This window comes from Paenibacillus sp. PSB04, assembly GCF_025809195.1.
In the GTDB taxonomy this organism is placed as follows: domain Bacteria; phylum Bacillota; class Bacilli; order Paenibacillales; family Paenibacillaceae; genus Paenibacillus_AQ; species Paenibacillus_AQ favisporus.
This window is the reverse complement of the sequence record NZ_CP081301.1, coordinates 1,873,819-1,897,107: the sequence shown is the minus strand read 5'-3', so window position 1 is coordinate 1,897,107 and position 23,289 is coordinate 1,873,819. Positions and strand designations below refer to the sequence as shown.

26 protein-coding genes are annotated in these 23,289 nt (G+C 54.1%); all 26 read right to left on the bottom strand.

The genetic code is table 11. The features are described from left to right. Nucleotide 1 precedes the first annotated feature (1 nt). Nucleotides 2-1,129 (bottom strand): ABC transporter permease, encoded by a 1,128-nt coding sequence (locus tag K2F33_RS08975; protein WP_263881474.1) that lies wholly within the window; start codon nt 1,127-1,129, stop codon nt 2-4. Between the two features lie 28 nt (nt 1,130-1,157). Then, nucleotides 1,158-2,093, bottom strand: coding sequence for an ABC transporter ATP-binding protein (locus K2F33_RS08970; RefSeq protein WP_089549190.1), 936 nt, complete (start codon nt 2,091-2,093; stop codon nt 1,158-1,160). A 189-nt stretch (nt 2,094-2,282) separates the two neighbouring features. Beyond that, nucleotides 2,283-3,389 carry a sensor histidine kinase gene (locus K2F33_RS08965; protein WP_263881473.1) on the bottom strand — a complete coding sequence of 369 codons (1,107 nt, stop codon included), beginning with the start codon at nt 3,387-3,389 and terminating at the stop codon, nt 2,283-2,285. 12 nt (nt 3,390-3,401) lie between these two features. Next, a complete protein-coding gene (locus tag K2F33_RS08960; protein ID WP_263881472.1) occupies nt 3,402-4,214 on the bottom strand; it encodes a response regulator transcription factor in 813 nt (270 codons plus the stop codon). A gap of 273 nt (nt 4,215-4,487) precedes the next feature. Continuing rightward, on the bottom strand, nt 4,488-5,108 hold the full coding sequence (locus K2F33_RS08955; protein ID WP_263881471.1) for a type II toxin-antitoxin system VapC family toxin: 621 nt from the start codon (nt 5,106-5,108) through the stop codon (nt 4,488-4,490). After that, nucleotides 5,098-5,568, bottom strand: a complete 471-nt coding sequence (locus K2F33_RS08950; RefSeq protein ID WP_263881470.1) for a helix-turn-helix domain-containing protein — start codon at nt 5,566-5,568, stop codon at nt 5,098-5,100. The genes K2F33_RS08955 and K2F33_RS08950 overlap by 11 nt, the downstream gene beginning before the upstream one ends. 131 nt (nt 5,569-5,699) lie before the next feature. Continuing rightward, complete coding sequence (locus tag K2F33_RS08945; RefSeq protein WP_263882321.1) at nt 5,700-6,527, bottom strand: undecaprenyl-diphosphate phosphatase; 828 nt, start codon at nt 6,525-6,527, stop codon at nt 5,700-5,702. A gap of 31 nt (nt 6,528-6,558) precedes the next feature. Beyond that, nucleotides 6,559-7,179, bottom strand: a complete 621-nt coding sequence (locus K2F33_RS08940; RefSeq protein WP_089549193.1) for a DedA family protein — start codon at nt 7,177-7,179, stop codon at nt 6,559-6,561. A gap of 38 nt (nt 7,180-7,217) precedes the next feature. Beyond that, on the bottom strand, nt 7,218-9,167 hold the full coding sequence (locus K2F33_RS08935) for an ABC transporter permease (RefSeq protein WP_263881469.1): 1,950 nt from the start codon (nt 9,165-9,167) through the stop codon (nt 7,218-7,220). Then, complete coding sequence (locus K2F33_RS08930; RefSeq protein WP_212984966.1) at nt 9,142-9,912, bottom strand: ABC transporter ATP-binding protein; 771 nt, start codon at nt 9,910-9,912, stop codon at nt 9,142-9,144. The genes K2F33_RS08935 and K2F33_RS08930 overlap by 26 nt, the downstream gene beginning before the upstream one ends. A 90-nt stretch (nt 9,913-10,002) precedes the next feature. Then, the gene (locus tag K2F33_RS08925) at nt 10,003-10,992 is read right to left on the bottom strand and encodes a sensor histidine kinase (RefSeq protein ID WP_263881468.1); all 990 of its coding nucleotides are present in this window, start codon (nt 10,990-10,992) and stop codon (nt 10,003-10,005) included. Continuing rightward, entirely contained in the window at nt 10,989-11,690 is a 702-nt protein-coding gene (locus K2F33_RS08920) for a response regulator transcription factor (RefSeq protein WP_076172731.1), read from the bottom strand. The genes K2F33_RS08925 and K2F33_RS08920 overlap by 4 nt, the downstream gene beginning before the upstream one ends. A gap of 321 nt (nt 11,691-12,011) precedes the next feature. Then, nucleotides 12,012-12,218, bottom strand: coding sequence for a sporulation histidine kinase inhibitor Sda (gene sda / locus K2F33_RS08915; RefSeq protein ID WP_089549197.1), 207 nt, complete (start codon nt 12,216-12,218; stop codon nt 12,012-12,014). Nucleotides 12,219-12,449: 231 nt separating this feature from the next. Continuing rightward, a complete protein-coding gene (locus K2F33_RS08910; RefSeq protein ID WP_263881467.1) occupies nt 12,450-13,664 on the bottom strand; it encodes a M24 family metallopeptidase in 1,215 nt (404 codons plus the stop codon). An 85-nt stretch (nt 13,665-13,749) separates the two neighbouring features. Beyond that, nucleotides 13,750-14,502: an amino acid ABC transporter ATP-binding protein gene (locus tag K2F33_RS08905; protein WP_105445771.1), complete on the bottom strand. Its 753-nt coding sequence runs from the start codon at nt 14,500-14,502 to the stop codon at nt 13,750-13,752. Nucleotides 14,503-14,515: 13 nt separating this feature from the next. Further along, a complete protein-coding gene (locus K2F33_RS08900; RefSeq protein ID WP_089549199.1) occupies nt 14,516-15,160 on the bottom strand; it encodes an amino acid ABC transporter permease in 645 nt (214 codons plus the stop codon). A 35-nt stretch (nt 15,161-15,195) separates the two neighbouring features. Next, nucleotides 15,196-16,059, bottom strand: a complete 864-nt coding sequence (locus K2F33_RS08895; RefSeq protein WP_089549200.1) for a transporter substrate-binding domain-containing protein — start codon at nt 16,057-16,059, stop codon at nt 15,196-15,198. 33 nt (nt 16,060-16,092) lie between these two features. Then, complete coding sequence (locus K2F33_RS08890; protein ID WP_076172726.1) at nt 16,093-16,737, bottom strand: TetR/AcrR family transcriptional regulator; 645 nt, start codon at nt 16,735-16,737, stop codon at nt 16,093-16,095. 156 nt (nt 16,738-16,893) lie between these two features. Further along, nucleotides 16,894-17,271, bottom strand: a complete 378-nt coding sequence (locus tag K2F33_RS08885; protein ID WP_163880297.1) for a LytTR family transcriptional regulator — start codon at nt 17,269-17,271, stop codon at nt 16,894-16,896. Nucleotides 17,272-17,290: 19 nt separating this feature from the next. Further along, complete coding sequence (locus K2F33_RS08880) at nt 17,291-17,431, bottom strand: AgrD family cyclic lactone autoinducer peptide (RefSeq protein WP_089549203.1); 141 nt, start codon at nt 17,429-17,431, stop codon at nt 17,291-17,293. Then, nucleotides 17,409-17,957, bottom strand: coding sequence for an accessory gene regulator ArgB-like protein (locus K2F33_RS08875; protein WP_263881466.1), 549 nt, complete (start codon nt 17,955-17,957; stop codon nt 17,409-17,411). Before K2F33_RS08875 ends, K2F33_RS08880 begins: the two co-directional genes overlap by 23 nt. Beyond that, on the bottom strand, nt 17,947-18,576 hold the full coding sequence (locus tag K2F33_RS08870) for a hypothetical protein (RefSeq protein ID WP_089549204.1): 630 nt from the start codon (nt 18,574-18,576) through the stop codon (nt 17,947-17,949). The genes K2F33_RS08875 and K2F33_RS08870 overlap by 11 nt, the downstream gene beginning before the upstream one ends. 271 nt (nt 18,577-18,847) lie before the next feature. Further along, nucleotides 18,848-19,054, bottom strand: a complete 207-nt coding sequence (locus K2F33_RS08865; RefSeq protein WP_263881465.1) for a hypothetical protein — start codon at nt 19,052-19,054, stop codon at nt 18,848-18,850. A gap of 279 nt (nt 19,055-19,333) precedes the next feature. Next, nucleotides 19,334-20,179 (bottom strand): sugar ABC transporter permease, encoded by an 846-nt coding sequence (locus K2F33_RS08860; protein ID WP_076172723.1) that lies wholly within the window; start codon nt 20,177-20,179, stop codon nt 19,334-19,336. Further along, nucleotides 20,176-21,477, bottom strand: coding sequence for a sugar ABC transporter permease (locus K2F33_RS08855; protein WP_076172722.1), 1,302 nt, complete (start codon nt 21,475-21,477; stop codon nt 20,176-20,178). Before K2F33_RS08855 ends, K2F33_RS08860 begins: the two co-directional genes overlap by 4 nt. A 230-nt stretch (nt 21,478-21,707) precedes the next feature. Next, complete coding sequence (locus tag K2F33_RS08850) at nt 21,708-23,030, bottom strand: sugar ABC transporter substrate-binding protein (protein WP_263881464.1); 1,323 nt, start codon at nt 23,028-23,030, stop codon at nt 21,708-21,710. Nucleotides 23,031-23,289 lie beyond the last annotated feature (259 nt).

Genomic DNA, 23,289 nt, shown 5'->3' with positions numbered 1-23,289 from the left:
GTTACAATCCCTCCCTGCGTCTCATGACGGCGATGGATGCGCCCAGAAACAGTATGGCAAAGCCGATATACAGGCCGACCGCCGGCCAGGCAGCGGATACGTCGTTTCCGTAAATCACCTGGGTCAATCCATGATTTCCCCAGCGGATCGGAGACAAATTCACGAGAAATCCCATGATGCCTCCCCCGGCTTCGTCCCCTATCGGAAAGTACGCTCCCCCAAAGAAGGACATCAGCTGAACGATCAGAGAAACAATGCCCCGCGATGCGCTGCCTTTGAGCAGATAACTGAAGGCAAGGCCCAGGCTCAGCGCCATGATGACTTCCGACAGCAGCACGATCAGGACGATGCCCAAATGTTCCCCCCAATACGCCTTGAAGACGTACTTGCTGAAGACGATAATGACGATCACGAACAGAAAGTTGGTCACGATGCCGCCCAGCACCTTGCCGGCAAATATCTCGCTTTTGCGTACAGGAGCCGTCACCAGCCGCACCGCCGTTCCGCGCAAGATTTCCCTTTGGATCAGCCCTCCGGCCGGCATGGCCGCCCACATACCGACCATTACCGTCAGGGCCAGCGCGTAGTAATCGATCGACCCCGGCGTCCGGTCCGCGTTGATCGAAAGTTCCTTGATGTAGTCCGACCCGGCTCCGCCAGCAAACACCGCCTGAACCTGGGCAGGCTCGGTCTGCGCAACCGCCGCAGCCGCATTGTATTTATCGGCAAAGGATGTCAGCATCCCCTGCACGATATTGCTCTCAATCGTACTGCGACTGCTGCCGTAGAGGGAAATCCCCTGCCCGCTCAGCTCCACATAATCCACGTAGCGGTTGTTCTCCACTTCGGTCCGGCCGTTCTTCCCCTCCGGGAGCGAATCGAATGTGATCCCCGATTTTCCGGCCTCCTTGGTAAAGGCAGTAAACGCTTCGGACAGCGGTCCTCCTCCGGTGGTGTCCTTCACGACCACCTTCAGGTCACCGACGCTCAAATCGCCGCTGAATGCGTTCGTCAGGGCCAGGCCCAGAATCAGCATCAGAATGATCGGAAAGCCAAGCATAAATATCAGTGTGCGCCGATCCCGGAAATCCTGTTTGATTTCTTTAAATGCAATCGATAAAATATTCACCTCATGAACCTCCTCCCCGCTTAAGCGATTAATCCCGTAAATTTCTTCCCGTCAAGGTCAGAAACACCGTCTCCAGATTGGGCTCCTGCTCTTCCACCGAGCGGATTTCCATCCCGTCATCCATGAGCTGCTTCAGAATCCGGTTCAGGTTGTCGACCGCCGCGTCGCTGTGAATCCGGATCATGTTCTCTTCCTGCAGCACCGTCCGCACGCCCGGGATCGCTTTGAGCGCCCCTGCCGCCGCAGGCTGCGCCGATTTCACTTCGATGCGGATGTCTTTCACGTCGGTAATCGTTGACTTCAGCTGCTCCTTCGTGCCCTCGGCGATGATTTTGCCATGATCCACAATGGCGATCCGCGAGCAGATTTCCTCGACTTCTTCCATATAGTGACTCGTATAAATAATCGTGCAGCCCGATTCATTCAAATTCCGCACCGAGGTCAGGATATAGTTCCGCGACTGGGGATCGATGCCGACGGTCGGCTCATCCATAATAATAAGCTTCGGCTTATGAGCGATCGCGCAGGCGATGTTCAAGCGCCGCTTCATTCCGCCTGAGAAGTTCTTCGGCAGGCTCTTCGCCTTGTCACTGAGGCCGACAAATTCGAGCGCTTCCTCCGTCCGTTCTTTGAGCTGGGTGCCGCGCAGACCGTACAATCCGGCAAAGAAGCTCACGTTTTCATATGCCGTCATATCTTCATAGATCGCCAGATCCTGCGGCACGATGCCCAGGTTCAGCTTGGCGAACCGGCTCTGCTTCGTGATGTCCCGGTCCAAAATCCGGATTTCCCCGCTGCTCGGGCGCAGCAGTGAGGATACCATATTGATCGTTGTGCTTTTGCCGGCGCCGTTGGCCCCGAGAAAGCCGAAGATCTCCCCTTCCCTTACCGTCAGCGACATATTGTCCACGGCGACGAATTCGCCGAATTTTTTGGTCAGCCCCCGAATATCGAGCACGTTCATTTCATCCCACTCCGTTTCGTTGTCCTTTTAACAGATCGACAGGGCGCATGCATCTCGCCCGCTCCATCTGTCTTGATGCTCTTATCTTAATAAAAAAGGATGACCTTATGTCAGTGCATAAGTTCATCCTTGATCCATGAGAAAATTCATGTCTTTGCCGTGGGGGCATGACCTGTCATATGAAATTTATCATTCCCTGCCGTACGGAATCAGCGTGGTGACCGTGAAGCCCTGGGAGCCGTCGGCGATGACCGTGCCGTTCACGGATGCCGTCCGCTCTTCCATGCCGATCAGGCCCAGGCCTTTAACGATCTTGGACGAGCCCTGGCCGTTATCAGAGACGACCGCTTTGATGAAGCGGTTCAGCACGCGGATTTCCACATGCACCGACGTAGCCCCGGAATACTTGGCGCTGTTGGTCAGCGCCTCGGTCACATTTTCATAGATGATCTTCCATTGGAGAGGGGTGATGATTTCCATGTTCCCGTCATGAACGACAGAGGTCATCATCCCCGTTTTGCCGCTAAAGGCTTCAACCGCCGTTTTCAGGCGGCTTAGTCCGAGCTGTTCCACCGGGGGTTTATTGTTCTTCAGCGTGAGGCGGATTTCCTCGATGGCCTCCTTCGAGATGCCGATGGCGTTCTGGAGAAGATTCTCCGCGGTATGGGGGTCGCTATGCAGCAGCCGCTTAGCGGCCTCCATCTGGATCAGGGCCCCGGTCATGGCATGCCCGATCCCGTCATGAATCTGCTGGGTTAACCGGCTGCGTTCCTCCAGCTTCACCATATATTCCGAGGCCCTGGCGAAGTCCCTGTTTTCGTTCAAGCTCCGGGCCAGCCGGTGCATATCCTTGCGTATCAGCTCGTTTTCGTCTTCCTGGCGGACGATTCTGCCCATATACTGCCGGACCAGCACATAATTGAAATAGCTCAGCGCGGCCGCGAACATATATAGAACCATCATCGAATCCCGCAGGAAGATCAGCGGAATCAGGATGACGAGAAGCACGACCCCGTTCTTCCGGGGATAAAACGTGGCCAGCTCATAACATCCGAAGGGCAGCAGCAGCGTGAAAAAGGGATGATACACCGCGCAGCCGATCAAAAACAGCTCGATCAGCACGATGGCGCCCTGCTTCAGCCGGCTGCCCTTCACGATATGCAGCACCAGATTCAGCGCCGAGTAAATGAGAAACAGCAGCACGATCCACGGGTCCGGTTGGGCTGCCGTAAAATAGGTGGCGATCACGACAAAGAGCAGCAGTATCGTTTTGTTGCCGACGGTCCACAGTTCCATACAATCCGCCGCCTACCGGACCTTGCCGGTCAAATAATAGATGGCGATCTGGGTGCGGTGCGACAGCGCCGTTTTGTTCAGGATCGATGTAATATAGTTGGCCGTGGTCCCTTCCGAAATAAACAGCTCTTTGGATATTTCCTTATTGGACAGCCCCTGGGCGATCAGGGACATCACTTCCAGCTCGCGCTCGGTGAATACGCTGCGGTCAAACGGGCAATCGGTAGGAGAGGCTCCCTTAGCCTGCGCCGCCGATCCGCCCGATGCTCCCGCTATTCCCCGGCCGGATGTACTCCCCGTGGTCGCAGACGCTCCTTTCCCGCCAGCCTCCTGCACACCCGGTTGCTGAGCTCCGCCATGTTCCTGATGGGCACCCGATTCCGTCCTTCTCCCCTGACCCGCAGGCAGTCCGTCCATCACCGACTTCAGCTTATCCAGCACCACGTCCTGCAGCACGTTATTGCCGCTGTGCACGCTCTTGATCGCATCCCGGATGCGCTCAGGGTCATTGTTCTTCAGCAGATACCCTTTGGCGCCGTAACGGATCGCATCCAGAATGTATTCGTCGTCATCGAAGGTCGTCAGGATCAGCGGCTTGGTTCCGGTCTCTTCGGTCAATATTTTGGTCGCTTCCACCCCGTTCATATTCGGCATCCGCACGTCCAGGAGCGCCACATCCACCTCGTGGGTCCTGCAGTAGTCCACCGCTTCCTGCCCGTCGTTCACCGTAGCCAGCACCTCAAACTCCCCGAACGTATTCAGGATGATCTTCATTCCTTCCCGGATAAACGAATTATCATCCGCAATCAGCACTCTAATTTTCATGCCAGGCCTCCTTGTCGAACCTATTGTACCTGATGGCCGGCCTGGATTGGAAGGAGTTTCTAAGCATCAGCAAAGCACAATCATATCAAATCTCCGTAGGGGGTGAGCTACGAAGATAGACCGATTAGCATTGTGAATCTCGCTGAGGAGGGAGTATTTTACACAGATCAGTTTTTCCGATAATGCCTAAAGCAAAGGAACCCCTCCTATTTCTGAAGGGGTCCCTTTGCTTTAGCCGACTCATAACAAAGCTTAGGCCTAGATAAATAAAAGTTACTCTGCTCTTTTCCTTTTTAAACTAAAAGCCATTAAAATTTGGCTTTTGGATTCTTGATTAACAATGTTAAATAAAGTAGAGGCAAGTTTTCGTAGATCATCTTCATGCATTTTCGAGCAGACCTTTTCAAAGGTTTGCTGCAAATTTTTAACAGGTTTTGCCAAATTATTTTCCTTCATGAAGAAATCTAATTCTGTGCGATCAATAAGCCCAAAGCGATCTACAGCAAAGCTGAAGTCCTTATCGTTATTGCTCAGGAGCTGCGCATTCATTTCGATTGCTGTTGCTGCAATTACGGCGTCCGGAAGGGGGAGCTTCTTCCCCACCTCCTCAGACCACGTTACGCGGAGATCGGCTGCCGTCTTGGCAATCTCATCACTAATATCTATGATGAGTCCTTCTTCCTTGGGATAGCGAATAAATTCATGGATGACTTCCTGATATGCCAGGTCTTTATGCGCTCGTGGAATGGACTGCAGCTCCGTTTGAATGACAGTGGGTAGGAGCAATTCCACTTCCGGATCAAAACGCAATTCATTAATCAATTCCATTGCCGGATTAAACCCCCAGGAAGCATAGATATAAATGTTCGTGTCGCAGATCACCTTATTTAACATCGAGCTCCTCCATATCATCTTCGGCCGTTACCGGGTAAAGATCGGATGGTTCGTCAACGACAGGTTTAACTCGAGCCAAGGCTTCTTTGGTACGTTTTACAGATTCAATCTGCTTTTGATACCTAGGTGCTTTGAATTGTTCCTTCGGTATCAGGTACTTTGTCCCACCAGGAGCCACAAATTGTTCAACATGGATTTTTCCAAGTTTAATCCATTTGTAAACGCTCTGCACACTGATGCCAAACATTTCAGCAACTTCCTCAACAATGTAAAAGTCGCCACTTATAGTCTCCCTTAATTTCTCTACAGAGCTGACCGTTTTCCGAAAATCCTTCTGTATCATGCTCTGAAGAACAGAGATGGTATCTTTGATTGTTTCTCGATCCTGTTCAGGCAGGTATGAATTGTGACTTATATGCTCTAAACGCTTCACCAGCTCATTTTTTTCAATCATCGACATATTTATCACCCACCATTATTATAACACGTCGGTTAAACCTTTAAACTCATTAAACCATTAAACCAAAAGTAAATCCATGTATAATTTCTTATCTCAAAAAAGCCCCTCTGCGAGGGGCTTATAACGGACGTTTACCATATGACGAGAAAAATAATAGCGGCCAGCACGATCCGGTACACGGCGAACGGTACCAGCTTGATGCGGTTGATGAGCTTCAGGAAGAAGCGGATGGCGATCAGCGCCACGATAAACGAGCTGATAAAGCCTGCCAAGAAAAACGGCATCATATCCATCGTAAAATACTCCCAGTTCTTCAGCAGCGACAACCCGCTGGCACCGAGCATAATCGGCACGGCCATAATAAACGTAAAGTCGGAAGCCGCCCGGTAGCTCATGCCCATCAGAACCCCGCCGGAGATGGTGGAACCGGAGCGGGAGAAGCCCGGCCACAGGGACAGGCACTGAACCAGTCCGATGCCAAAGGCCTGCCCGTATGTAATCTGGTCCACCGTCTCGGCTTTCGGACGCTTCGGCCGCCATACGTCGGCCGCGATCATCAGGAGCGCTCCAATGACCAGCCCAATCAGCACCGTCCGCGTCGAAAACAGATGCTCGTCAATATAGTCATCGAACAGCAGGCCGAGCACGCCGGCCGGAATCAGGCCGACGATGACCTGGGTCAGCTTCAGGCGTCCCTGCGCCCGGCTGCCCCCTGCCTCCGGCTTTTTTCTCCGCAGGCCAAGCAGGTCGAGAAACCGGCTCCAGAACACGACGACCACCGCCAGGATTGAGCCCAGCTGAATAACGACTTTAAAGGTATTAGCTACGGGTGAAGCCAGAAACTCCCCGGTCTTCAGCCACATATCGTCCACGATAATCATATGCCCGGTCGATGATACCGGGGCGAACTCCGTCAATCCTTCGACGATCCCGAGGATCACCGCTTTAATGATTTCCATCAAATCCAAAACGTGTCACAACTCCTTCAGTTTACTTTTCAACCCGCATTCCCCGCGCGCGGCGGAGGTACAGGAACAGCACGCATACAATAACCAGGCCGATCACGGCGTATGCGGCATGCGAATACACGTCCATATAGTGCAGAATGCTCTCCCAGGAATCTCCCAGGGCCGCCCCCAAGTACACAAGCACCGTGTTCCAGATCAGCGTCCCGACGGTGGTAAAGAGCAGAAACAGACCAAACTTCATCCGGGCCATCCCGGCCGGAATCGAGATCAGGGACCGCACGAGCGGAATCATCCGGCAGAAGAACACCGTAAAGTAGCCGTAACGGCTGAACCACTTCTCCGACTTGGCGATATCGGAGGATTTGACCCGCAGGATGCGGCCCCATTTGGCCACGATCCGCTCCAGGCGGTTCACATCCAGCAGCAGGCCGATGCCGTACAGAATGACCGCTCCGATCACGGAGCCGACTGTAGCCGCCGCGATGACGCCCGGGATGGCCAGATGCGATTTCGTTGTCATAAAGCCCCCGAACGTAAGGATCAGCTCCGACGGAATCGGGGGAAATATATTTTCAAGGGCAATAATGAGCGCAATACCGACATAACCGAACTGTTCCACGACGCTGGTAATCCACTGCTCCATGGAATTCCCTCCCATACGGTTTATAGTGAAGCCCTGCGTTAAATCAGGGTCTTTCTTACGTTCCGCAAATAGTTGTAACGGATGAAGAAAAAGTACGCCACCTGGGCCGTAACGAAGCACGCCAGCACCGCCCCCATTTCCCAAGCGATGGAGAGATAATAGAAGCTTTGCAGCGCCATAAAAGCGAAAATACTGTGCAGAGCGGCTAGTAATATCGGCACGAAAAAGAGCATCGCGAGCTGTCCGGTTACGATCCGGTTCAGCTCCCGGTCCGTCAGTCCCATCTTGGCGATCGTGTCGTATTGGCGCCGGTCGTAGTCCAGGTCCGCATAGAGGCGGAAATACAAGAAGCTGCCCGCTGCGATAAAAAACACCGTCCCCACCAGCAGCGCTGCAAACAGCATCGCCCGGTAAGACGTCATTTGCGTCACATACAGCGTGCCGCTCACCGTCATCGCGTACGGCTGTCCGGCGTCATACCGGACTTCGCCGCGCGGCGCGAGCCGCTCTCCAAGGCCCAGCGTACGCTCGAAATCGTCCACGTAGAATCCGGTATACCGGTCCACTGACACGGGAGATGTTAGACGGTCAAACAGGCGGTCGCTGACGACGAGGCCGCTGAAATCGCCCTCCCGCTTCCATTTCATCTCCCGCAGGACATGCTCAGGCACGGGTACCCGCGATGTGTACCCGATCTCCCGGATTTGCAGCCTCTCTTCCGCCAGCGTATAGACCTCCATCTCCCGGATCCGGGTGTAGGTACGGTCGCGCTCGGAACTGATCATCACCAAGGCGTCAATGCCCTCCAGCGGCTTCTCCAGGTCGCTGTCCCCGGCGGCTTCCACCGCCTGCTTGTAGCTGGAATAAGAGATGACCGGAAGCAGCGCGCGGTCCCCTTCGCCGGCTGGCAGGCCGACCTGGATGTTTTTGACCGGAAAGCTGACGATCGCTGGACTGAGCCCCTTCGCGCGAAGTTCGTCCTCAAGCTGCTGCACATGCTGCGCTTCCAGAGAATTTCCGCCCTTGGACAGATAGCTGACCGCCGCCGGGTAGTCCTCCCGGAACTGGCCGGAGAGCGTATTAATGGAAGCAAACACGCCGACAGCACAGAACGAGACCGTCGAAATGATCGTCACCATGAACAGCATGTTCGCGTTGTCTTTGAGCCGGTACGCCAGATTGGAGACCGTCACGATATTCGTCTTTTTCCAGAAAAAGAGCCTCCGCTTCTGCAGCAGCCGGACGACCCAAACGCCAAGCTGGGTGTACAGGAAATACGTGCCGGCGATGGTCATGATGACGACCGGTAGCATGCGGATGTAGATCGTATTCACCGTGGTCGTCGCGGCCAATGCATAGGATGCGAGCAACAGTACGGCCGCCAGCAGCGACTGGATGCCGGACGTCCGCGGCGGCGTCTTCGGCCTTTGTCCGGACTGAAACAGCTCGATGAGCGTCCGGTTCCGGAGCATGACGGAGGTGCAGACCGAAATCAGCAGGAACAGCAGTACGAATGCGCCCGCTGTCAGCGCCAGCGCCTGCCAGGGCAAGTAAAACGGAATCGGGGCCATGCCAAAGGCACGGGAACCGATCATCAAAAAGAGCTTGCCGGTGATAAGGCCGGCGGCCATACCGGTCAGGATAGCCCCGAGGCCGATCAGCATGTTCTCCATCAGGACCATCCGGTTCAACTGTCCCTTGGTCATCCCGTGCATCAGCAGGATTCCGATCTCCCGCTTCCGCGAGGTCAGAAAGGAGCCTACCGAATACAGCACGAAGAAAAAGGAGAATAGATACATGATGCATTCGGCAGTGATCATCGTCTGCACTACGATCGGATAGATCAGCTGCCCGCGGATATAGGGGCTGAACAGGAACAGGGCGCAGATGAAGAAGATCATGACCGAGAAGGCGCTGCTGAGAAAATAAGCCGCATAGGTCCGCTTGCTGCGGGCGACGTTTCTATAAACGAACTGTAGAAAGGACACGGCTGTCTCCCCCCAGCAGCGACAGCATGTCGATGATTTTCTGGAAAAACGCCTGCCGGTTGCTGCCCTGATAGATTTCGTTATAGAATTTGCCGTCCTTGATAAAAATGACCCGGTGGCAGAAGCTCGCCGCGACCGGATCATGGGTCACCATCAGCACCGTCGCCTGCTCCTGCCGGTTCATCTGATCCAGCGTCTCCATGACGTCCTTGGACGCCTTGGAGTCGAGATTGCCCGTCGGCTCATCCGCCAGAATCAGCGAAGGCCGGTGGATCAGCGCACGTGCGATGGCCGTCCGCTGCATCTGTCCCCCCGAAATCTCGTAGGTGCGCTTGTCCAGAATCCCGCGAATGCCGAGCTTCTCCGCCACTTCCTCCAGCCTGCGCTCCATCTCCCGTACGGGCACCCCGTCCAGCGACAGGGACAGCACGATGTTCTCCCCGACGCTCAACGTATCGAGCAGGTTGAAGTGCTGGAACACGAAGCCCAGCTCGCGCCTGCGGAACAGCGCGGTCTGTTTGCGGCTCAACTGATGCGGGTTGGTCCCGTTAATCCAGACTTCGCCGGCCGTCGGCTCGTCGATGGTCGCAATCACGTTGAGCAGCGTGGTCTTGCCGCTCCCCGAGGGGCCCATCACACCCACGAATTCGCCTTCGGCCACCGCGAACTGGATATGGTCGAGCGCCTGCAGCGGTACGCGGCCTTCATAGATTTTCGACAAATGCTTCACTTCCAGAATCGTCACGTACTCCAGGCTCCTCCGCTTTGATTTCTGTCATAGGCTTATTATAGGCAGTGCCTGCTTCAGCCTGCCATCGCGCAACATTACACTAGCTTACACATTTGTAAGCTTGAATTTGATCCGGACGGTCGTTCCCCGTCCTTCCTCCGACTCAATCTCGACGCCGTGTCCCATGCGGCTGCAAATCTGCTTGACCAGGTACAGTCCCATCCCGGTCGATTCCTGGTACAACCGGCCGTTCTCGCCGGTAAAATACGGGTCGAACACGCGCGGCAGATCCCCCTGCGGAATGCCGATGCCCTCGTCCTGGATGTCCAGTACCGCCTCGCTGCCGCTTTGGTATCCGCGGAACCGGATTTGCCGGTGCTCCTCCCCTGCGGAATACCGGACCGCGTTCGTGACCAGCTGGGTCATGACAAAGGACAGCCACTTCTCGTCTGAAGTAATCCGAAGCGTCCGTTCAAACTCGATGACAGGAAAGATACGGCTCCTTATAAACAGCCGGCGCTGGGAGGACGTCACCGAACGCACCACCTGCTCCAGATCCAGCTCTTCCACATAAAAATCCTTCTCGAACGTGTCGAGCCGGGCGGTGTACAGCACCATGTCCAGCCCCTTCCGGAGCCGGTCGAGCTCATCGCCGATCGCGGTGAACTCCGGCTTGTCCTGATGCTGAATGATCAGATGGATGACCGACACAGGCGTCTTCATCTGATGCACCCACTGGTTGATGAATTGAATATGGGAATCGAGCTTGTGCTTATACTGCTGTAGCTCGGTTTGATAGCGGCGGTACTGCCCCTTGATCAGACGGTGCAGGCTCAGGGACAAGGGAGTCTGCTGCTTGTTGTTCAGCAGCTCTTCCGTCGTCGGGGACGGCGCGGACAGCCGCGCATAGAAGGTCCGGTTGCGCCAGTACCGGATCAGGAGGTACCCGGCGAACAGGAAGCTGCTGAGCAGCGCCGCATATAGGCTGACCTCGGCGTTCCGGTACCCGTCCAGCCGGTACACCAGCGTGATGAGAAATAATTGCAGAATATAAAGGGCGATAAGCGGGGCTTGGTCTCTCAGATACAGCTTCATGCTTCGTCCTCCCAGTTTGGAAGCAGCCGGTAACCTTGGCCCCTGACGGTCTGGACGGCATCCTGCACGCCGAGCCCCGACAGTTTTTTGCGGACGCGGGTGACGTAAACGTTCAGGGTGTTGTCATCCACGAACGACTGGTCGTCCCAGATCCGGTCCAGCAGCCGGTCGCGGCTGACGACCTGCTCCTGGCGGGTCAGCAGTTCCTCTAATATTTTGGCTTCGGTATGGCTGAGCTCCACCTTTTGCCCGTTCAAGGTCAGAGAGAGCCTGTCCACGTCCAGCGTAAGCCCTGAGACCGTGACGGACCGCGTCTGCTGGGATGCGGCATACGAACCGTACGCCCGGCGAAGCTGGCTGCTGATTTTGGCCACGGCGATTTCATAATCGAACGGCTTGGTCAAATAATCGTCCGCCCCGTTTTCCAGCGCCATCACTTGGTCCATTTTGCCCTCCCGGGCCGATATGAAAATAATCGGGCATGTCGACAGGCCGCGAATTTGCCGGCACCAATAGTATCCGTCGTATTTCGGCAAATTGATGTCGAGCAGCACCAGGTGAGGATCGTAGCTCCGGAAGTCGCTCAGAACCGCAGCGAAATCTGTCACGGAACGTGTATCATATTCGAATTTATGCAAATGCTCCTCCAGCAGGCTGACAAGCTTCTTGTCATCTTCGACAATGAAAATTTTAAACATGACGAAAAATCTCCTTTGGAAAAGTAAAGGTGTCTTCTCACTCCTTTGGTATTGTACCATGTCCGGCCTGCCGGGCCGAATTCCAGACTGGAATGCCATAAAAAAGGAGCCGCAGCCCCAAAGGGCGCAGCTCCTTGTCTCAAACGATCCAATTGCATACATTCACTGAAAGCAGACCGCTTGCAGCGAAAATCTTGTTACCGAATATGGAATGGTCCAGCATCGCTGAGGCCTTTATTCTCTTCAGTCAGGTGCTCAACCGGTGAGCCCGAAGCAAGTGCTGCATCGGCGCTCTCACGGGTCTCATGACGACTCTCCCGATCATGCAAAGTACATTTCAGCTGCATCGAGCTCGCGGTTTCCGGATACCTGATAATCCTCCTGAAGGAGAACACCGTCCTCATCCTGCAGCTCGATTCCCCGGCGCTGCAGCTCCGACATCAGCAGGGCCAGAAATTCAGGGTCCAGTTCCAACTGCTTGGCCAGCATCACGCATTCCAGCAGCTGTTCATCAGACAAGATTTGCATTTCAATCCCCCCGATCTTCCAAGGTTCCCTAAGAATCCTGGAGATCTTCCAGGAGGAAAGGAACCCTTAATGATGAGTAACCGATTTTGCGAGGAAAATGGGCTTACCCTATTTAAAACCAAGTCAGCCGGTTTGTAAACGCACTTTCATCGGGATGAATGTTTTCCACAAAAATATCAATTCGTCAAATTAATCCCTAATCAGACAAAACTTTACTTTCGTTACGCATAATTACAAAGATACCAAATCCGTGCTTAAACGGTTCAGCCGCTCCACGCCGTTCTCCGTAATCAGAAGCATATCCTCAATCATGATGGCTCCAATCCCGTAGCCGTAGTAAGGCGTCTCGATGCAGACGACCATGTTCGGCTCAAAAACCGCCGTCTCGGACGGGCTGATGAACGGCCCTTCCTCCGCGGCAAGGCTCAGCCCTGCGCTGTGTCCCAAATGGCCCCGGTTGTACTGGCCCAGCCCCGCCGCACGGATGACGCTCATCCCCTCTTGGAATGCCGCCTTCATTGGCATCCCGGGCTCGATCGTCTGCAGCAGGCGGTCATGCCCACGCCGGAGCGCCTCATAGATCCGCTTCGTGACATCCGCAGGCTCGCCCAGCACGAAGGTGCGGGCGATGTCCGAGCCGTAGCCGGCCACCTCGACGCCTACGTCAAACTTGATCACGTCCCCCGGCTGGCTTGGCCGGGTATCAAACACTTGTACAGGGGCAAAGTGGTCCCCGACCGAAATCATATGGAACCGCGGCGTCGACCCGTCCGGATTCCGCATCAGCGATCTCCGGAACGCATCCACGATCCCTGCGGCAGAAACGCCCGGCTCGATTTCGCGGACCGCGTACTCGACGCCTGCTTCCGCATAAGCGCATGCCCGGCGCAGCTGCTGAATTTCCCACGGCGTCTTGATCGCCCGCAGCCGCGTGAAGATCGGCCCCGCCTCGGCCAGCTCGGAAATGTCCGGGCACGCCTTGCGCAGCGCCATCACGGAAGAATGCCGCATCACATCCAGCTCGGCCGCAATTCGCCCCCGGGAGATACCGTACTCCTCCAGCACCTGCTGAAGGACGCCGAACATCTCCTCCGCCTGCGGGGACACCGGCCGCTTCCCTTGATAGCTGCCGCCTTTCAAATAAAGCGGATCATCTACATCTACCCAAGTAGGGTAGGTGCGAACCTCATACCGCTCGGAATCCCCGGCAAACCCGGCGGCTTCGAAATCGTTCATGATAACGACTGCCTTCCGCCCGGGATCGCGGAAATGAACCGCCAGCCCAACCTCACTCATGCGCAGGGTATACATAAAGGCACTCTGATACCCTGAGAGATAATAAAAATTTTCGCTGCTGGTCGCGACCAGCGCGTCGATATTTTCACTGTCCATGATCCGCCGTACCCGCTCCGAAATCATGTCCAGATGCTGCTGATGATCATTCATGCTGCGCTTCAACTCCTTCGGATCAGGCCGTCCTGTCTCCGTATTTCCGTTCCTAAGTCCGTGTATCATCGTTTATATTCCAGCCTTAGACCGGCTCCTGCGCCATCTGGCGAAGGAACTTGCGCGCCCGTTCCGTCTTCGGTCCGGCAAAGAAATGCTCCGGCGCCCCTTCTTCCTGAATGATGCCTTCGCTCATAAAGACGATCCGATTCGCCACTTCCTGCGCGAATTTCATCTCATGCGTAACGACGACCATCGTCATTCCTTCTTCCGCCAGCTGCCGCATCACCTGCAGCACCTCGCCGGTCAGCTCCGGATCCAGCGCCGATGTCGGCTCGTCGAACAGCATGATCTTCGGCTCCATCGCCAAAGCGCGGGCGATCGCCACCCGCTGCTGCTGCCCACCGGACAGCCGCGAAGGATACTCGTCCCTCTTCTCTGCTAGACCGACTTTGCCAAGCAGCTTTTCGGCAATGTCAACCGCCTGCTCCTTTGGCATATTTTTCACCGTCATCGGGGCCATGATCACATTGTCCAGGACGGTGAGATGAGGGAACAGATTGAACGACTGAAACACCATGCCCGTCAGGCTGCGCAGCTCGTGGACCGCCTTTTTTCGCTCTTTGGCGCGCATCGCAGCTTCGATGTGGACGCTGTCGATGCGGACCGAGCCGGCATCAGCCTGCTCCAGGCCGTTCAGGCACCGGAGCAAGGTACTTTTGCCCGAGCCGCTGGGTCCCAGGAGCACCACGATTTCGCCCTGCCGAATGTTCAGGCTCACATCCTTCAGAACCGATAACGATCCGAAGCTTTTGCTTAAATGGCTGACTTCGATCATGCCTTCTCCCTCCTTAATAAGCCTTGGACAGCTTCCGCTCAATGACGTTCAAAATCGCCGAAAAGCCTGTGCTCATCACCCAGTACATGACGGCGATAGCAAGGTAGAACGGCATCGCCACGTAATACTGCGCGATCAGCAGCTGCGCCGAACGCAGCAGCTCCGTCACCGTAACGATGGACACCAGCGATGTTTCCTTAAGCATCCCGATGAACGTATTGCCCATCGGCGGAATCGCCGTCCGGGCCGCCTGGGGCAGAACGACCTTGCGCAACGTCTGCCATGGCGTCAGCCCCAGAGACAGCGCCGCTTCGGTCTGCCCTTTATCCACGGACAAGATCGCCCCGCGGATAGTCTCAGACAAATACGCACCAATATTAATGCTAAGCGAAATATAGGCGGCCGTCATCGGCTGCAGTGCAATCCCGTAATCGGGCAAGCCGTAGTAAATGATGAAGATTTGCACGATAATCGGGGTTCCGCGGATGATGGACACATATACCCTGGCGATGCCGGCGATCAGCCGGTTTCCTTTTAACCGGGCGATGGCTGTGAACAGTCCGATAAACAACCCAAAAAACATGGAGACGATCGTGATGAGCAGGGTGTAGTAGGCTCCCGTAAACAGAAAACCCAAATTATCCATTACCAATTTCATTTAAAACGGCCTCCCACAGCTGTAAGACTCATAACTTAGAAGCTTGGATCGACGCCAAACCATTTTTGGTGGATTTCCTTCAGCGTTCCGTCGGTCTTCATTTCGTCCAGCGCTTTGTTGATTGCATCCAGCAGTTCCGGATTGTTCTTGCGCATCGCGACACCGGCATAATCGTCCTTGATGGAATCGCCGACCGCTTTAATCTTCAGATGGTTCTGGTCGATAAGAGGCTTCAGGGCGAACATGTTGTTGATCGTTGCGTCAATCCGGCCTGTGTTCAAATCCATCAGAGACGAAATGACGTCGTTGTATGTCGCGATTTCGAACTTGCCGACTTTCGGCATCGCTTCGTCGCGCAGGTATTTTTCGTCATTGGTGCCAAGTCCGACACCGATCTTCTTGCCTTTAAAATCGTCGATCGACTTGATCGTATCGTTGTCACTCTTCACGACCACATTCACAGAGTTCTTGATGTAAGGCTCCGAGAAGTCCATCGTTTTCTTCCGGTCATCCGTGATCGTCACCTGGCTGATCAGCACGTCGTATTTACCCTGCTGCAGACCCTCGATCAGGCCCGAAAATTCGCCGGTAATGAACTCAGCCTCAACCCCGAGCTTCTTGGCGATCGCTTTGGCGATGTCGGCGTCGTATCCGTCTACTTCCTTCTTGTCGTTCAAGAAGTTATACGGGGCATACGTACCCATCAAACCTACCTTGATTTTTCCGTTCTTCTTGACCTGCTCAAGCAGATTGCCAGCCGACGAAGACGCCTGATTGCCGCTTCCACCGGAAGCATTGCTGCCCGATGACGCCGAATCTTTGCCGCAGCCGGCCAGTACCAAAGCGATAACGGCGATCAGCGACAGCGACATAAATAGTGATTTGACTCTAAACTTCATTTCTATAATCCCCCTTAGAATAGGTTCTAATATTTAACCGAGCAGCCCGCGGAACTCGAACCGGGCCGTTTCTTCGGCAATCTGCGCGGCGGTGTACACCGGCTCGTAGTCCACGTCATGCAGCGGACCGAACAACCATTTGGTCAAAACGCCTGTGATGAGCGACACGAGAATGTTCACGCGCAGCGAAACGTCCGTAAACTGCGGCAGCATACCCAACTCAATAGCGCGAAGCACATTTTTCTTAAAGGCCTCTTCAAAGGCGATCCACACTTCCGATACCGCCGAACGGACCTTGGGATCGGCGCCCTGCCCCTTGATCAGCAGAAAGGCCATCAAATTCCGGTTTTCATTGGCAAACTCGAACAGGTTGGTCAGCAGGTTGGCTGAGGAATTCACCATGTCGTCTACAGATCCCGCATGCTTGCGGTATCCCTGTTCAATGACCTCGACCAGCTTGTCCCGACCGTTCTCCACCAAACGGATGGCCATCTGCTCTTTCCCGTCAAAATACCAGTAGAACGTCCCCTGCGAGACGCCGGCCGCCTTCACCACTTCCGATATCTTTGTATTATGGTAACCTTTGCGTGCAAACAGCTCGAGGGCGGCCTGCCTCAGCTCCTGCTCGCGCTGCGGTTCCTCATTAGTTTGCGATGGCAGAATCAGGACCCCTTTCATCACTTGACTGACGAGTCAGTTAATTTAATTCCGATGGGTTTACTATAGTATATGAAGCCTTTGGGGTCAAGCGTAATTTCTTCCTCGCCAGCAGCTCTGCGCCTATTGAGAAGCGTTGAAGAAGCAAAAAAAAAGAGCTGCTTAGCGCAGCTCCTTTCATACGATCAATATTCCCGGGTTATAGGCTAATAGCTCCTCTTTAATCTTGTTGTACCTTTTAAACGCCATGGTGCAGCATTTGGAGCCTTTATGGATTTCCGGCTCAAAATACGCCTTCTTGTACACGCTGTCGATCAGCATAATTCTGTCCACGTTGACGAGGTTCCGGTCCACGTTGCGGAACGTATACCCGCTCGCGCTCAGCATACCGGACCAGTATTTGAGCGTGCCGTTCATATAAAACTGCTCTTCCATCGTATGAACGACAACCCGGTCTGCCGGAATGCTGAATTCCATGAACAAAATATCGTGTACCCGAAGATTGACGATGCCTGATTCCCCTTCAATATCTCGTGAAACCGTAAGATATTGCATCTGAATCAGCTCCTCCATTTCACTTCAGCAGTTCCTCTGGCGTCTCACCGCTGTAAATATACACAGGACTGGCAACACTTACGAGATACACAGCTACCAGCGTTAATGCCGAAGCAATGGCTGTGAATGTGCTGTGCTTAACTTTGCTGATCAGTGACATGGCGTTTCACCTCCTTTCGGTGGATCAGGCTGAGAGCTTGGACGAAGAAGACGACGGCAAGCGTCTGCGACTGGATCAGGACGTTGGCCAGTACAATGAGGACTCCGATCACCCGCAGCTTGGAGTAATGCCTGCGAGGTATTCTGGATTGTTTTTCGATTTTGCACGGAGAAAATACAGCCACAAGCACCATGCTGAGAACATTCAGTACTTGAACATAGAAGGCGGACAGCTCGATGAACGACACCAGGGTGAACAAGGCGGTGGTGACAAGCACGCACCATTCCCCGGTTTTCAGATGAATACCGCCCGTGAATTGGCGCAGCAGCGCAAATCCGATCAGCGCTGTCGCCGCGCGGTCCATATGCCCTGTGAAGAACGCGATCACCAGCGTGAGGGCGATGATCAACACCACGTTCAGAATGACGGCAATCGCATGTTTGAGGATGTTCACCGAGGATTTATGATCCGGAACCTGCCGCTTGATCCCTTCAGCGATTCGTACGGCGGCCGTTTCAATCAGCATGGATATCCTCCTCCTCCTTGCGGATGGTGTAATACAAAAAGAGGCCGAACGTGCAGGCGAAAAACAGAACGTTGATCCATACCTTGTTGTAATAGAAAATAAATTCCACCGAGACGAGCGTGACCATAATCAGCAGCACCAGCACGATGTGCTCTTTCTTGAAGCGCAGCCTCTCAAAGTCAAAGGCGAACCCGATCCCAAACTTGTACATGAGCCACGATACCCCAAGTCCCGTTAACGCCGAGACAACCTGCAAGCTGTAAGAGTTAACGTCCGTGGCGCTGGCTTCCTGAACCGATCCGAACAACCAGAGCACATAGACGGTCTGGATGAGCGCATACAGCGCATAACCCAGAATTGTGCAGATGGCCGACCAGGCCAGAGGGATCTTCATCACGGTCGTATACAGCAGAATGTAAATCAGAATCGTGATTAACGGTGCTGAAAACGACAGCGACAGCTCGTCCCGCATCACATAGCTCTGCACATTCGCCAGCAGCGTGACACACAGAGCCTGCCACAAGTAATCCGAGGTTTTGAACCTAAACAGCGACATCGTCAGCGAATAGATCGCAAATGTCTCCAGCGTTGAAAAAAACATGAAGCCGAGAGCTTCCACCTAACTTCCTCCTACTACCGTACCATTCCTATGTTTGACTTTTCTTCCGTTATTCTCACGGTTCACAGGCGGCGGCCAGCATCCATACGCCGAGGGACTTCCCCGGTGCATTTCGCTTCCCTAATATATTTTATAAATTGGAATTTTCTACTTACTATAAACATACGACGTTGTCGATAAAAACGAAAGATGGAATTTTATGTTTTAGCGAATTTTTTTACGGCATATTCCTGGTTAAATCGACACAAACCCTTTTTATTTGAATACGCTTTCAAAAAGGGTGGTAGCTTGCCGCTCTGGAGCCCGTCTCATCCGGCAGCAAATTAACGTAATGCGCTCCGCACTCATCGCATCCCGCCGCCAGCCGGTGGGTGTGCATATAGTATCCGGTCTTCAGCACCTGTCTGGCCCGGTGCTCCTTCACGAGCTTGCCGCATCCCATACAGTAAATCCGGTCTTCGAAACATGATTGATTCATATAGGTAAACTCCCTTCGATCTATTTCTTTTCACCTCTATAACATATACTTCATATGAATGCGAATCCCTCCCCATCCGGTACTTTTTATCCAAGGGAAACCTTTCCTGATTGTACGTGAATTGGACCCGGTGCACTCTGGAGCTACAGCCAGCCTCCAAATAAAAAGGCACAGCCTGCATGCATGATGCGAAAGCTGTGCCTTTCTGTTTTTCTTTTGTTCCAAAAAACCAACCCGTCAGGGCAGAGCGCCCGTGGGGAAAAAGCCCCCACGCCCTGCTTACCCTTTGCTCGCTCCCGATGTTAAACCGTCTACCAGCAGGCGCTGCAGGAAAATAAAGAGGATCGTGATCGGCACCGCGATCAGAACCGCCCCTGCGGCGAAGGTGGTGAAATTCGTATTCTGATTTGTGCTGACCATGTCGAACAATCCAACCGCCAGCGTCCAATTTTCTTTCGTCCGCAGCACGAGGCGGGCAAAGATGTAGTCCACCCATGGGCCGACGAACTGCGTCAGCGCCATATAGGTCAGCATCGGCCGGGACAGCGGCAGAATAATCCGGCTGAAAATCGTCCAGTTGCTCGCTCCGTCGATCTTTGCCGCCTCGTCCAGCGTTCGCGGGATCGTGTCAAGAAAGCCCTTGGCGATAAAGGTGCCGCCTAGCGGGGCTCCCGCCGCATACACGATAATTAGCGCAAGATGCGTATCCAGCAAATGCCACTCCTTCAGCAGCAGGTAAATCGCGATCATGCTCATGAATCCCGGGAACATGCCGAGGATGAGCACGGTCGACAAAGCCGTCTTGCGCCACTTGAAGCGGAAACGCGACACCGCATAGCTCGTGAGCAGGGTCAGGAAGACGCCGATGATCATTGAGCACACGGCTATTTTCAGGGTGTTCATGTACCACTGGCCGAACAAAATGCTGCTGGACGTAAACAGCTCCCGATAATGGTCCAGCGTGAACGCTTCCGGAAGAAGCGTCTTGCTGTAAAGCGATTTTCCCGGGCGGAAGGAGCCGAGAATGACCCAGAGGGCCGGATAGATCGAGCCGATGGCCATGATGATGAGAATGATGTAGCTGACCGTTAGCCGAACTGCTTTTCTGCCTTGACGTCCGCTCATTGGATCATATCCTCCTCTTTAAATGATTTGGTCCGCCGGTAATTGTAGATGGAGAATATGGCGATAATCAGGAAGATAATGATGCCGACGGCCGACGCCATATTGTATTTGTTCTGATCCAGCGTCAGTTTGTACAGCCAGGTCACGAGAAGGTCCGTCGCTCCCGCATACTGGTAGTCTCCGACCACCGGGTTCCCGTTTGTCAGCAGGAAAATCATGTTGAAGTTGTTGATGTTTCCGGCAAACTGCATGATCAGTGTCGGTGCTGTCGAGAAGAGGATCATCGGCAGCGTAACGATGCGAAACTTCTGATACGCGCTTGCCCCGTCGACTTCAGCCGCTTCGTACATGTCCTTCGGAATGGTCGTGAGCACGCCCATGATCAGAATCATCGAGACCGGAATACCCACCCACATGTTGACGAGAATAACCGTCACCTTGGCCCAGAACGGATCGGTCAGCCAAGGAAGACCGCCGAGCCCGAAGTAGCCGAGGTACTGGTTGATCGGCCCGAACTGGCCGTTAAACATATTCCGCATGACGAGCAGCGAAATCAGCTGCGGAATGGCATAAGGGATAACCAGGATCGTCCGCCACATGCCCTTGAATTTGATGCCCTGCTGGTTGATCAAAAGCGCAACGAGCAGGCCGCCCAAATACGTGGTCGCCGTGGACAGAACCGCCCAGATAATGGTCCAAGTTAATACGCCGAAAAACGTATGGCTCCAGGTTTTCAGCGACACCAGATCTTTGAAGGTCTGGAATCCGACCCAGTCCACCAGCTTCGCCGGAGGGATATGGTTCGGTGCGGAATAGTTCGTAAAAGCCAGCATGATCATAAACAGGATCGGCATGATCGTAAAGAACAAGATGCCGAGCGCCGGCAGCGTCAAAAAGGCTTGGGCGAATTTATAATCCATCACAAATTTAATGGATTTGGCGAAACTGTTCGGGACTTGCCCGTTTTCCCGTTTGATCGCCGTATGGTACGCGTCTCTGACGTTCATGACATATACGACGATAAAAATCAGCAGAAACAGCAGCGTGATCAAGCTTTGAATCATGATAAAGATGGAGTGGTCGCCATCGATCCACTTGCCTTTCACGAGCAGACGCGGCGTATCCCCGAGCGACGTAATCCCCCAAAGCGCTCTTCCCAAATTGTTGATGAAGTAGTAAATGCCAAAAGCCTCGATCAGCAGGAACAAGATGCCTTTGATCCATTGGCGGTTATAGATTTGTCCCAATCCCATGCTGATAATCGACAGTAAAGCGGCTTTGCCGCGGAGCCTGTTCATCGTATCCTCTTCTCCTCTCCCCGGGTCAACGGAAGCACCCCCGGAGGGTACTGCTTCCAAGAAGACAGGCCGCGCTTTCCCGGCCCTGTTCCTAGGCGATACCGGCAGCCGAAGCGTGCGCGCTTTCCAGCGGTACCGGTATGTCAGGGAATGACCCGCCGCGGTTGATGGCGGCGGGTCATACTTCCATTCATAACATTTGCCTTACCTGACAGCGGTGCGCCGATGCCTTACTTGGTTGCGCCGTTGTTCAGATCTTTGATTTGCTGTGCCGCTTTATCCATCGCCGCCTTCGGATCCGCGTTGTTGTCCCAAATTTCAGGCAGCGCCGCATTCACCGGACTCCATACGTTGCCCATTTCCGGGATGGAAGGCATCGGCTGGGAGTTTTTCGTCTGCTCTGCAAAAGCCGAAATGTACGGATCGTTTTTGATTTGATCGGATTCCAGCGCCTCTTTGTTCGTCGGGATGGAACCAACCTTCGTGTTCAGCAGCAGTTGAGCATCCTTGCCGGAGGCGAAGTTCGCGAACAGTTGGGCTGCATTCGGATATTGCGTAAAGGAGTTGACGTACCAGGCTTTGATGCCGGAGAACGAGATTGCCGCTTTGCCGCCGATCGTAGGGATCGGAGCTACGCCAAGGTTATCGCCCAGCGCCTGCTTGTAGCCGGCAAGCTCCCACGGACCGTTAATGTCCATCGCCACGTCACCCGCGTTGAACAAGCTGCGCTTGATGTCCGGCGAAATGTCGCCGCTCTTCACCGGAAGGATTTCCTTCAGCTGCACATAGGTTTTCAGGCCTTCGACCGCGCCTTCGCTGTTGAGGCCGATATCGTCTTTATCCGTACCGTCTTTACCGAAAATGTATCCGCCGGTCGTTGCGATAAACGGATAGTTGAAGTACATGTTGCCTGTTTCCCACATGATGCCGTATTTCTTCTTGGCTTTGTCGGTGAAGGTTTTGCCGAACGCAATGACGTCATCGAACGTCTTTGGCGCTTCCTTCACAAGGCTCTTATTGTAGTACAGGGCGTACGTTTCGGCCGCTCTCGGGTACCCGTACAGCACGCCGTCATAGGTTACGCCTTGAATCGAGGCTTCCGTGTTGTTTTTCACCGTTTCGTCCTTGAACGCATCGTTGGCGAGCAGCAGTCCCGCTGCCGCGGCTCTGCCCAGGTTATCGTGAGGGAACATCACGATGTCGGCTGCAAGCCCCGACGGACCGTCCTGGGACAGCTTCGTTACCTGATCTGTTGCCGCTACCTCTTCAATCTTGACCGGTACGTTGTACTTTTCGGTAAACTGCTTGGCGATTTCATCCGTAAAAGAGCGCTCTTCTTTGGACTCCCATACGACGAGGGAAGCCCCTTCTTCCGGCTGGAGGCTGTCGCCCGAAGCCGCTGTGTTATCCGACTGGCCGTCTGTAGCCGCCGTTTCGGTTGTTGTCGTCGATGGAGTTTGCTCCTCCGCCTTGCTGCCGGAGCTGCCGCACGCCGTAATCGAGAATGCAATGGTCAACGTTGCGACCAGCGCCATAACCTTTTTCATCTTCATTCCAAAACGAACCCCTCTCTGATCATTTACTTCGTAACACGAGTGCCTTGCTGACTCCCTGTAATACTGCTGCCTTGCTGACTCCCTGTAATACCTGCTCTTGCTGACTCCAATTCATGCCTGATACCTCGCCGATTCCAATGAATACCTGATGCCTGCCGACTGGTGCCCTGCCGACTCTCCTTGAGGACCTGCATACTTGCGCAAACGATTTCATAAACATGCCTAACTTCCCATTTGCAAGCGACTTTCTCGGCAC